The 11,151-nt window shown below is 46.9% G+C and carries 13 protein-coding genes; 11 read left to right on the top strand and 2 right to left on the bottom strand.

The features are described from left to right. Window positions 1-67 precede the first annotated feature (67 nt). From H8K36_RS14725 to H8K36_RS14710, 4 genes are all read left to right on the top strand, one after another. Window positions 68-475 (top strand): hypothetical protein, encoded by a 408-nt coding sequence (locus tag H8K36_RS14725; protein WP_186917257.1) that lies wholly within the window; start codon window positions 68-70, stop codon window positions 473-475. 38 nt (window positions 476-513) lie between these two features. Continuing rightward, window positions 514-861 carry a hypothetical protein gene (locus H8K36_RS14720; protein ID WP_186917256.1) on the top strand — a complete coding sequence of 116 codons (348 nt, stop codon included), beginning with the start codon at window positions 514-516 and terminating at the stop codon, window positions 859-861. Window positions 862-977: 116 nt separating this feature from the next. Continuing rightward, a complete protein-coding gene (locus H8K36_RS14715; protein ID WP_186917255.1) occupies window positions 978-1,583 on the top strand; it encodes a YdeI/OmpD-associated family protein in 606 nt (201 codons plus the stop codon). A 10-nt stretch (window positions 1,584-1,593) separates the two neighbouring features. After that, window positions 1,594-2,313 (top strand): GNAT family N-acetyltransferase, encoded by a 720-nt coding sequence (locus H8K36_RS14710; protein WP_186917254.1) that lies wholly within the window; start codon window positions 1,594-1,596, stop codon window positions 2,311-2,313. A 4-nt stretch (window positions 2,314-2,317) separates the two neighbouring features. On the opposite strand, the gene H8K36_RS14705 is transcribed toward H8K36_RS14710, so the two are convergent. Continuing rightward, window positions 2,318-3,082, bottom strand: a complete 765-nt coding sequence (locus H8K36_RS14705; protein WP_186917253.1) for a hypothetical protein — start codon at window positions 3,080-3,082, stop codon at window positions 2,318-2,320. A gap of 284 nt (window positions 3,083-3,366) precedes the next feature. On the opposite strand from H8K36_RS14705, the gene H8K36_RS14700 reads away from it, so the two are divergent. Then, window positions 3,367-4,662, top strand: coding sequence for a DEAD/DEAH box helicase (locus tag H8K36_RS14700; protein ID WP_186917252.1), 1,296 nt, complete (start codon window positions 3,367-3,369; stop codon window positions 4,660-4,662). 116 nt (window positions 4,663-4,778) lie between these two features. Here the strand turns inward: H8K36_RS14700 and H8K36_RS14695 are convergent, their stop codons facing one another. Beyond that, on the bottom strand, window positions 4,779-6,665 hold the full coding sequence (locus H8K36_RS14695; RefSeq protein ID WP_186917251.1) for a carbohydrate-binding module family 20 domain-containing protein: 1,887 nt from the start codon (window positions 6,663-6,665) through the stop codon (window positions 4,779-4,781). Between the two features lie 546 nt (window positions 6,666-7,211). Here H8K36_RS14695 and H8K36_RS14690 point away from each other — a divergent pair. The 6 genes from H8K36_RS14690 to H8K36_RS14665 all read left to right on the top strand — a co-directional run bounded on the left by H8K36_RS14690 (window position 7,212) and on the right by H8K36_RS14665 (window position 11,101). Beyond that, the gene (locus H8K36_RS14690) at window positions 7,212-7,664 is read left to right on the top strand and encodes a DoxX family protein (RefSeq protein WP_186917250.1); all 453 of its coding nucleotides are present in this window, start codon (window positions 7,212-7,214) and stop codon (window positions 7,662-7,664) included. Window positions 7,665-8,410: 746 nt separating this feature from the next. Next, the gene (locus H8K36_RS14685) at window positions 8,411-8,683 is read left to right on the top strand and encodes a hypothetical protein (protein WP_186917249.1); all 273 of its coding nucleotides are present in this window, start codon (window positions 8,411-8,413) and stop codon (window positions 8,681-8,683) included. 151 nt (window positions 8,684-8,834) lie between these two features. After that, the gene (locus H8K36_RS14680; protein ID WP_186917248.1) at window positions 8,835-9,203 is read left to right on the top strand and encodes a hypothetical protein; all 369 of its coding nucleotides are present in this window, start codon (window positions 8,835-8,837) and stop codon (window positions 9,201-9,203) included. A gap of 129 nt (window positions 9,204-9,332) precedes the next feature. Continuing rightward, window positions 9,333-10,046 (top strand): hypothetical protein, encoded by a 714-nt coding sequence (locus tag H8K36_RS14675; RefSeq protein WP_186917247.1) that lies wholly within the window; start codon window positions 9,333-9,335, stop codon window positions 10,044-10,046. A 68-nt stretch (window positions 10,047-10,114) separates the two neighbouring features. Beyond that, window positions 10,115-10,531: a hypothetical protein gene (locus H8K36_RS14670; protein ID WP_186917246.1), complete on the top strand. Its 417-nt coding sequence runs from the start codon at window positions 10,115-10,117 to the stop codon at window positions 10,529-10,531. A 231-nt stretch (window positions 10,532-10,762) separates the two neighbouring features. Next, the gene (locus tag H8K36_RS14665) at window positions 10,763-11,101 is read left to right on the top strand and encodes a hypothetical protein (protein ID WP_186917245.1); all 339 of its coding nucleotides are present in this window, start codon (window positions 10,763-10,765) and stop codon (window positions 11,099-11,101) included. Window positions 11,102-11,151: the final 50 nt, after the last annotated feature.

Genomic DNA, 11,151 nt, shown 5'->3' with positions numbered 1-11,151 from the left:
AAATAACATATTTGCAATTTAAAAAAATCCAACTACAATGGAGGTTTTATTATCTAAATAGCAATTTATGTTGAAATACTGTCTTCTCATCATCTTCACCAGTCTCAGCGCTTGTTCTAAGGTCCCAGAAGTGAGTTCAGGCACAGTCGTGCTAGAACCAGCCAAGTTAGAACTGGTTTGGGATCAAGCCTACGATCCCGCCGACCCACAAAGAAACAAAACTGAAATTTCGCCAGAAATTACAGCGCAATTGCTGAAGCTCGGGCCATTTCGTTCAAGCTCGACCATTACCTCGAAGTCAAATGAATCCACAATTGAGTTCCATGTAATGTTTTCGGACGAAATACGCTTCGATCGAATGGAGGAAATTGCGCCTTTAGTCAAACAAACACTCGAACCAGCAACATACAAAATGATTTTTCACGGTGCCCAATATGGCAAGACGTTCAAAATTACAATGACAAATGCTAAGTAACGACGAATATCAAAGAAGATGACATAGGATTATCCAATATGAAACTACAGTATTACCTCATCATTTTATGTAGCTTATGTTTTTGTGCATGCCAGAAACAGGCCGAAGTGAGCGTGGAACCGCATGGCCGAGTCGAACTCGTTTTTGAAGCAGAATATAGCGAAACACTCACCCCGGAGTCTTTCGAGCAAACTGTCAATGTCGCGATCAAAGATTTAGCAAAAATCGACAAAACCGAATTCACACCAGACTTTAACCAAGAAGAAAAATTAGCAATAAAAAAAGGCCGCTACACATTAGTCATTCCTGGAACTTCCGCGACCAAAGCCGCGGAATTGAAACGCAGAATGAATATGGACCCAGTCTCGGTACACATTTATATGTGAAGTCAACATCAAAAAACCAAGTTGCTGTTCACGCGACACCAACAATCCTGCATTTGACTTTGTCCTAGGCAGACTTTACAGTCTAAGCATCATCTACCGCTAAATGATTGCTCGCTATGGGTACCACTGATCCGCGTATCGACGACTACATCGCTAAGGCACCTCTGTTTGCACAGCCCATCTTGCAACATATACGTCAGCTTGTGCACACGCATTGCCCAGAAGCGAATGAAACCATTAAATGGAGCATGCCGCACTTTGAGTACAAAGGCAGTATCTTCTGCCGCTTCGCCGCGTTCAAACAGCATTGCAGTTTCGGCTTTTGGCTAGGTAGCGCTATGAATCTCGATGGCAAGATCGAAGAAGCGATGGGGCAATTTGGCCGAATCACTAGCATCGAGGATCTCCCCAAAGAAAAAGCCTTTGCCAAGCTCATCAAAGAATCAATGAAGCTACATGATGCAGGTACCAAGGGACCTATGCACAATCGCGCTAAGAACACCAACAAAGAACTCGAAGTACCGGAGACATTTCTTGCAGAAGTGCGCAAGAACCCTACGGCTTGGGCGACGTTCGAAGGCTTCTCATACTCCAATAAAAAAGATTATGTTGAGTGGTACACCGAAGCCAAAACGGAAGTCACTCGTCAGAAACGTTTAGCTCAATCTATCGAATGGATGGCAGAAGGTAAGCGACGTAATTGGAAATACGAGAAGTGCTAAATAAGACGCTATGCCTACGCCACTCAATAATATTTTTTGGAATTCTTTAAACGGCGCACACGCGCATTTCTCCAGTGGCAATGAAGAAGCTAAACGCTACAGCAAGGGCTTCTCTCCTATCGTCGGCTTTCCTCAAATTGACTCACCAAACTTGACGGCGCTCAAGCCGTTCGTCGATGTTGATGAACAGTTTTACTGTGGCGGTTGGACAGGGCATGTCGCTGAAGAATGGCAACTGCATGCCGATGCTAGTATGTTTCGTATGGTGTGGACAGGCGCAATTGCCAACATCGATATCGAAAGCGATTCCAAACTTCACCAGCAACGTTTCCCAGAACTATATCTCAGGCAACTTCAAAGCAGCGATGCGCAACAAGCAGTCGATTTAGCAAAGCTCACCAATCCCGGCCCCTTTGGTATGCGCACCATAGAGCTAGGCGAATACCTGGGCTATTTCGATAACGATCGACTCGTTGCCATGAGCGGTGAGCGTATGCAGGCGGCGCAGTTCCATGAAGTGAGCGGGGTTTGTACCCATCCAGACTACCAAGGCAAAGGCTTGGCACGTCGCTTAATGAACAGAATTATTTCGCATCAACTTGCACGCGGCGAAATTCCCTTCCTCCATGTGATGAGCCACAATCACAGCGCGCATGATTTGTATTTACGCATGGGATTTACAGACGATTGCGAAACACCCGTGCGGGTGATGTCACTCAAATTCCGATAAAAAATCAAGTTTGCTTGAACACTTTCATCATGCTCAAAGACTGGCCATAATGAAAGTGAATCTGCTCGTCGCTATAACGATATTCAGGCGCCACCGGACATGCTTCACGCGAGACACAACGCTGCATGCAAGACGAACTTTCTTGGGTGCGATAATCGATGCATCGATCAAGATAGAACTGTTCTTCAAACACAGCAGTTGCTGGACAACGAGTGATACAGGCTTTCGACACACAGGACTGACACGGTGATTCAGCCGATGCAGGCGTCAGCCAAGGCGCAACGGTTTCATCCGCATTCACCAGCACCACTGCCCGATACGCAAACCATAAACCGTATAAGGGATGCAGACCGATTTTTAAAGGCGTGTCGTGATGCCAGCCCAGCAATCGCCCCAAGCTTTGCAAGTTCAACACATAAGGGCCTGGGTACAGAAACTGAAAGTCATCACCGACTTTTTTCTCCTCCAGAAATGCGGTCACGGTTTTACGAGCAAAGTGATCTAGCGGATGCTGCTGGTTTTGAGATTGCAGTGTTCTAGAACCATCGCGATCGGCACAAAATGCCTGCCAAAATTGAGGGCCACCGTTGGCAAACATCCATAATTGTCGGTAGTGCTGCGCTTCTGGACACGCTTCTAAGATTGCATCCTTGAGCTCGGGCGGCAGCGCCTGCAAATCAAACACCGCGTGGCAATTCAAGCCCGCCCCTTCCAAAATGGGCGAACTAAAGGCTTGGAAAGAACGTGCATCGGGTTTCATTATGTTCACGGCAGGGTCGAGCGATTTAGGTTTGTATCAGAGAGTGCACGGTATCACCCTACTCTTCAAATTGCAAAATTGAGCAATCAGGCGTCACTCACTGCTCGATTTAATGCATAAAAGTTCACGAATTAGACTGTTTACGCCTAAAGCGGATCCGTTCATGGCAGTAGACGCTCGCCAACATCGTTTACAATGGTGACTTCTCAATACTCGCTCTCGGCATTGGCGGATGCAGGACGAAGGCGAACATTGTTCGCCCTAGGGCAAACCATCCATCAACCTGCAAGACTATGATTTTTTCCAATCTCGACCTACCTACTTTGCTGCAAAACGCGATACAAAGCGCGGGCTTTACTGAAGCAACGCCGATTCAAGCTTCTGTGATTCCTGCGATGCTGGCCAACAAAGATGTGTTAGCCTGCGCGCAAACGGGCTCAGGGAAGACCGCAGCTTTTTGTTTGCCGCTGTTAAATGCCTACCTACAGAGGCAAGCTGGCGCGAATAAAGGTTCACGCGTCGTTCAAGCTTTAGTCTTGGTACCTACCCGAGAGTTGGCCACACAGATTGGTGATCAGTTACGTCGTTTTAGCTTGGGCTTTCCGCATCCACCTAAGCTTGCCGTGCTCTTTGGCGGTATTTCGATTAATCCACAGATGCTGCATTTACGTGGCGGTGTCGATATCGTGATTGCGACGCCAGGGCGCCTGCTCGACCTCATCGACAAAAACGCGCTCAAACTCGATCAACTCAGCACCCTCGTTCTTGATGAGGCCGACCGCATGCTAGCGCTTGGCTTTGCCGACGAACTCAATAAGGTGCTGGCATTTCTTCCGACGCAAAGACAAAGCGCTTTTTTCTCAGCGACCTATTCAAGCTTTGTGGCACAGATGGCGGAAGGCATGTTGCATGAACCCGAGCGCTTCAACATCGAAACTGATGATGGTACTAAGCCCGATATTCAACAGCGAGCGATTCAAGTCGAGGCGAGTCAACGTACTCAACTACTAAAACACCTGTACCAAACACAAAAATGGTCACGCGCGATGGTGTTCGTCGGTACTAAATACACGGCCGATTTACTAGCAACTAAACTCCGCCGTGCCCATATCAGCGCCGATGCATTTCATGGTGACCAAACTCAAGGTAAACGTGAACAAGTGATCAGCGACTTCAAAGCTTCTCGGCTCAAGATCTTGATCGCGACCGACGTCGCTGCACGCGGTTTGGACATCAGCCAACTGCCCGTCGTCGTCAATTATGATTTGCCGCGCTCAGCAGACGATTATGTGCATCGTATAGGCCGTACAGGTCGTGCAGGCGAAAGCGGTTTAGCGATTAATTTTATCTGCGCCGATGCAGCCAACGAAGCCCATTTCCGCTTGATTGAAAAACGACATGACTTACGTTTGGAACGCGAGCATATCGCAGGCTTCGAACCTGCTGTGGAAAGCATTGCGAATGCCGAGCGCGCTACGGTCTCTGACCCTAATGGCGGTATCAAAGGCAAACGTCCGAGCAAAAAAGATAAGCTGCGCGCCTTAGCAGCACAACAGACCGCAGGCCAAGATAGTGACAAGTCCAAATAAAAACGGGCGACATCATCGTCGCCCGCTGTAGACACTAACTGAACTTCAGGAGACACCGCACGCATGTGCGGCTTCTCCCTCAAGTTCTCACACTAGCTCTAGCTCTAGCTCAAAAATTAGAACTGGAAAGCACCCACATCCAAAGTCAAAGAACTACCACATGCTGGCGTTGTCGCTTCGCGATTGCCGCTGCCTGTCGCTTGATTACGCTCCCAGACATTCGCAACCGCACCGCTCTTCATGAATTTAAATTGAATCGGAGTTGATGGTGGCAATTGAATCGTACGTGACCAAGGCACATTTGCGCCACTGCCTTGAATAGTCAACAGATTAACTGCGCTTGGTGTCCAGTTACCCAGTTCTGCGCGATTGCCTGCGACATACACGTTTTGACCAAGCACAGTGTTTGCATTGCTGACACGGAAAGTGACAGGAACAGAAGTACAGGTTGGTGTACCACCACCGCCACCACTGACTTTCTGATTGATATGCAAGGCCACCGCAGGAACTAAACTACCGCCGTTGGCTGGAATACTCAAACTCACAGTGCCATTGGCAGCCACTGTGATTTTCTCACCAGTACAATCGGTCTGAGCAGCATTCAACACGCCGCGTGTGACGTTGCAATAAGTTCCAGCTGGCAGCAAGGTTTGTAGTGTTGCATTCCACGCGCTGAATTCATTGTTAATGGCGACAAAGCCTTTAGCACCACGGTTAAACGCGATCTGATTGACAGTACCAGTCGTGAAACTATCCACACCCTGACCATTCGTCACATTGCGGAAGGCAACCATATTGGAAATATCAGACCAACGGTGTACAAAATCCCAATCTTGATTGATCTTAGGATTACCAGCAGCATCAAACGGGCTCGCAGTTGGTGCGTCCGCATCACGGTTTGTAAAATTAAAGCCCGAATGCATTTGCACATCACCATAAGGCCAAGCCAACATCAAAATGTTCGCCAAGTCATAGCGTTTGCTGCCGATAGTGTCGTTAGGAACTGCACCGGTTTTATTGGCAGCATTCATGGAATCGCCACTACGTTCGGTATCCCAGTTGTTCACAAAAGCGGTCGCGTTGCTTGAATTCAAAAAGCCCCACGTACCACCCCAGTTGCCTGGCGTGCCCATGATGGAACGAATTTGTGAAATGCTATTGCCATTTTCATTGCGGAACATGGCTTTCATCGCATAGGCATACTTAAATTCGTTAATGGTACCTATCGTCAAATAAGAATTACGATCAACGTTGCCATCTGGGATAATTTCCTGAGTGACCCACAATGGCTCGCCTGCCAAACTCGTATGCGCAACACCGCTATAGATCGCTTGCAGGTCTGCTTGTGCAATGTGTTTTGCTGCATCAAAACGGAAACCATCGACGCCCATATTAATCATCGCCGTCAAATAATTTTTAATTTGGCCTTGCACATATGCGCTACCCGTATTCAAATCAGGCAAGCCAACTAAACGGCAGGAAGTAATGCTGTTGCGATTGCCAGGTGAACCGTAGTCAGCGTCTTGAATTGCGCAGTTAGGATGAAAATCTGCCGCGCTAAAACGTGGGTAAGTCAGTGTCGTTGCGCTATAAGTCGCACCGTTTGTCGCTGTTCCACTCGCTGCAGAAAGGTGATTCGCCACGACGTCGACATACACACGTACGCCCGCATTATGGCAAGCCGTAATCATGGCTTGAAACTCGGTCGCATTCCCCATCTTGCTGGTCAAGCTGGTGTAGTCAACGGGTTGATAGATGTCATACCAATTCACGCCGTTTTGTGCCGCGGTTGGAGGTGAAACCTGCACTGCACCCACGCCTTGAGGTCCGAGCCAATTGGTACATTCCTTGGAGATGTCTTTCCACTTCCAGTGGAACATTTGCACTGAAGTGCCTTTAGGATTCAATACTGCTGCATTTGCCGATGTGCTTAAAAACAGGGGGCCAAGCACCAGCGAGCCAGTCGCTAACAGCGACAGCCATTTTGTCGATTTCAATTTCATTTTGTCTCTTCCAGTATAAAAGTTTAGTTTTTTTGCTTACCGTGGTCGGCGCAATTTTTTTGGAATGTCTACTGCTCTACTTCATCGCGGGTAAGTACAGGCTAGGAAAAACGATTCAAAAGCCAGCACGAACAACCCCATGCAACACTGTCCTACCCAACATCGTTTGGATGCCGATAGGCCATGATCAAGCTGAGAAAACGATGTGTTTATTTGACTTGATGTTTTGTATACTAGAGTAGTTCACTTACAAACCAAATCGCTTTGGATCAAAGTGTTGTGGAAACAAAACAAACATCACTAAAATTTTTATCAAATATATTCAATGACTTAGAAAGCGTTATCAGACGCAAAACAAATGAAAACATTCGTATCAATTTCACGTTCTTTTTGTAGTTTAAGTACACAAATTGCGCTGCAGCGCATTAACCGCAAGCCGCCATGATCTCATCACTAAGAACCGGACTTTCATCACAGTGAGCACCTCGAGTGCGTCCAGCGAGTCAATAATCGTCGCATCTTCATTCAACCAATAGGAGTAGCGACATGAAACAACTGCTGAATAATTTCCCTTACCTTTCGGTGAAACAAACCTATTTCTTGTTTCGCCTTTGTCTCGCAGGCCTTTTCATGGCCCATGCAACGATGCGTTTTTTTGAACCGAATTACTTTCACGATTTTGGCGTTTTCCTAGCAAAAAGAAATGTGCCACTTGCCTATTTCCTTCCTTATTTAGCGACCACTGTTGAGATGATTGGTGGACCACTGCTCATCTTCAATCGGTATGCCAAATGGGTAGCACTCAGTTTTTTCGGAATTAGTTTTGGCGGCATCATCATCATTCACTTCAGCCTCGGTTGGTTTGTTGGCGAATGGGGCACAGGAGGCTGCGAATACAGCGTGGCGCTATGCATGATGTGTTTGATGGTGGCGGCGATGGATAGGGAGCAGCAGGATCGACGAACCGCTCTTCAGGCTCATACGTTTCCTTCGAGTTAAAGAGCGCAAACGCTAAACATATTGCAGTGACATGGAATTGTTTAGCGATTAGTCGCGTCGATGGCTTTCTTGACATGATATAAATGGTCGGTAGAATGCCAAGGAATTCGTGTGACGCTTTTCATGGAAATTTAATACTGCTTAAATTTGAAGCATGTCCTTGAAAAGTCTACGAAATTTAGGTTTTTTTGATCAATTTACTGTTTGGTTTATGCGACAGTTTGTCGTAGAAAACAAGTTAAATTTAATGGTCATTTCACCAAACTTCATCAGATCCGGAACGCTTCGCTGCTTACTCTATGCAGTGGTCTTGCTATCAGTTGGTGGATTTTGGTCGTTCGATACATGGAGCAGTTGGAATGATGGAGTACTGACTTATCACCCGCGAGGTGGTCGGTTGATACAAATTAGTTCATCAGATGCTGGCGGATATTTCATATTTTCATTCAATGCTTTTTGTTCAGCGCTAATGTTGCTCATGGGTTTAAGGTACATACTGATTTTTGTACTACCGCGAGATAAACGAAACAAAGAACTAATAAAACTTGCGCAGTTCAATTCTGAAAAAATATCTGTGCCGATTCGATCTGTAGTGTTAGTTATACTCTTCTTTATTGTTATGGCGATGGCTCCAATATGGCGTTGAAATTTAACATGGCTTTCGAAAATGACGCGCGAATGAGCGCTATTCCTGAATTTACTGATCGGCGCACGCGCCTTTCAAATCAACGTTAAACGGCAGAAATATGATCGCGACATTCAAGGTTGAACGAGTTGAATTGGAAGGCGCCGCAAGCTCAGTTGTTATGTATGGAAAAGTGCAGAACGGAGAAATCGTCCGCGGCATGGTCTTAGAAATCCCTTTCAATAATAGCTTTTCGATGGGATGCGAAATTGATGAAATTTCCCATCAAGAATCAGACGTCCGTATTGTTATAAAAACTGAAGATGCAGACGAGGCAGATTTTGTGGCATCATTTAATCCAGTAGGTGAAACTCTAAACGTGGTACGCCAATGATGCGAAATCGATGTAAAAAAATGCCGTTTAACAGGTCGCTCAAGTCGGAAACCGCGCATGTTGGCGTTTCGACGCCTAACAGTTTTTCAATTCATTGCTCTTCGGTTTTTGTGCTTTGCGCGCAGTTCCGTTTAGCGCGACGTTAAGTTCTATGCGTACTCTTCTCGTTGTGTTGAGTTTTATTGCGTTGCTCGGATGTACAGAACAAGCATCTACCAACACGCCTCTTCCGTCAAATGCTACATCCGAGTCTTTTGACGACATGCTCAGACCTGACGATCCACACTTTTCCGCTGAGGAACGACGTATTGTTTGGCGCGTGCAAGCTTACCTTGAGAAGAACGCACAAAAGTCGGTCGATGCACGTTACAGAGTTAAGCAGACGAACGAGGGCTTTGAAGTATTTGCTATATTTATCCGCGGCTACTCAAATGGCCGCCCTTTAACTTCCCCCGGCGGTCACGTTACAGTGATTTTGCATTCAGATGGCAATGTCATTCGTTACATACCAGGAGAGTGAGACGATGGCCGAACTTAACATTCCATTCGAGGATGAAGCCGTGATATTGTTTTGGTTTCGTATGAGCGGCGTTGTGCGGCTCACCTCAATTCAGCGTTAGGCATCGATTTCCACTCCCGAGGCAAGTTAATGTATCCCAAAGAATTCTTCATAGAACAATTTCAAAACAAAGAGACCGATCAATTGCTTCGGCGCTACGCTACGGTGGAACTTACCGAGGAAGCCAAAGAAGCCATATTGGAAATTCTGAAGAAGCGCGGAGTCTCACCAGATAAACTGGGGAGCCTCGTCAGGCAGGCGAAGAAAGACTCTTATCGACAAAGTCGCGGCACTACGGAATGTGACCACTGCGGGAATTCAGCGCGCTTCTCACCAGTGCTAGACGGGGGACAGCGCTTCTGCAGCAAGAGTTGCTTGCGCAAAGCACGTTTGCTCGAGATATCAGTCGACATTTCGGAAACCGAAATCGTGCGGCATGCACGCAATATTAAGATTGGCGAATGCCCAGACTGTCACAGGAAAGATTCGAAGGTGGAGGTCCGGTATTACTATCGAGTTTGGTCCGCAGCCATCATCACTCAATGGACAAAGAGAAACCATGTCTGTTGCAGGGCTTGCGGAAGGCAGACGAATTTTGGGTCGTTAATGTTCTGTCTGTTGCTCGGGTGGTGGGGCATCCCTTGGGGAATCATCATTACGCCGGCTCAGATCATTTCGAATATTGTGGAGATGTTTAAGGCTCGGGACGAACCCGAACCTTCGGAGGAATTAATTGCTGTGGCCAGAATTAACCTCGCTGCCGCACGTGCGAGGCAGCAGCAAGCAGAGGCAGTCGACGCCTAACCCCTCACTCAACCGCTAACCGCAACGGAACGCATTCAACGCTCTCAGTACTTATACAATAAGCCTCTATGCGAGAACTACCTCGAATTTTATACATCGTTGAACTTCTTCTCTTGGCTCTCCCAACCACGTTCCTCGCAATGGTCTTCGGCACTTACTGTATTGGACGATCATGGGCACCGGAAGCGGTCAGCAATTTTGTCATTTTGTTTCTTACACTTGTTGGCCTTCTAGGCTTTTGGATACTATCAATTTCCTACCTCGTAGCGGGTCGACAGGGGCTGATGAAAGCGCATTGGTCAATGTGGGGCGCTTGCGGCAATGGCGTAATAGCGACAGCCTCCGGGCTCATAGCGATGGCATATGGCACGAATGGCGAATATCAAGGATTCACCTGGGGCATCTATGGAACCCCGATGTTGATTCCAGTAACTCATTTGCTCTCAGTGCGCCTTTTCAGTAACAAGGCTCAACAATCCTCGTAAAAAAACATTTTGAACAGAAAATGGTTTAGCGAGGCTCGGGTAAAATTTATTTTTTGTCTAGGCTGTGGATCAGAGCATTTCACTTCAGATCAGTTTTAGAACTGCGCCGCATTTGCCTACTCGTTGCGGAAGCTATGATTCAGCAACGCGCTTTCGAAGCACGACACTAAACAAGTTTTTAAATCAGACAAAAAAGGCTAAGCGGCAACACTCGCATTTCGGAGAACACAATTGAAATTCCTCAAATTACTACTTCCTATCTTTCTTTTCGTTTCATTGATCGCTTGTGGGAATCCAGTTCCTCAGGCGAAGTCGGTTTATGTTGGTGAGTGGCAGGAAAAGACAATGTATCTCTTGATTACCCAAGATGGTTCGGTGCGATACAAACGACTCAAAGATGGCGTGACCACCTCGCTCGAAGCACCTCTCAAAGGCTTTACGGGTGATAATTTCGAGGTCGGCATCGGTCCAATGTCGACTACTTTTATCGTCAACCAAGCACCTCATCAAGAAGGCGATAAATGGAAGATGGTCGTTGACGGGATAGAACTCGTAAAGGCTATGGACTAAATCATCTATCAAATCGTGGCATTAAGTAAAATCAGCATCGTCGTGCACCA

Source organism: Affinundibacterium nitidum (assembly GCF_014284155.1).
Taxonomy (GTDB): domain Bacteria; phylum Pseudomonadota; class Gammaproteobacteria; order Burkholderiales; family Burkholderiaceae_D; genus Undibacterium; species Undibacterium nitidum.
Note: the sequence above shows the minus strand (reverse complement) of the source record. Positions and strands in the feature narration are given on the sequence as shown.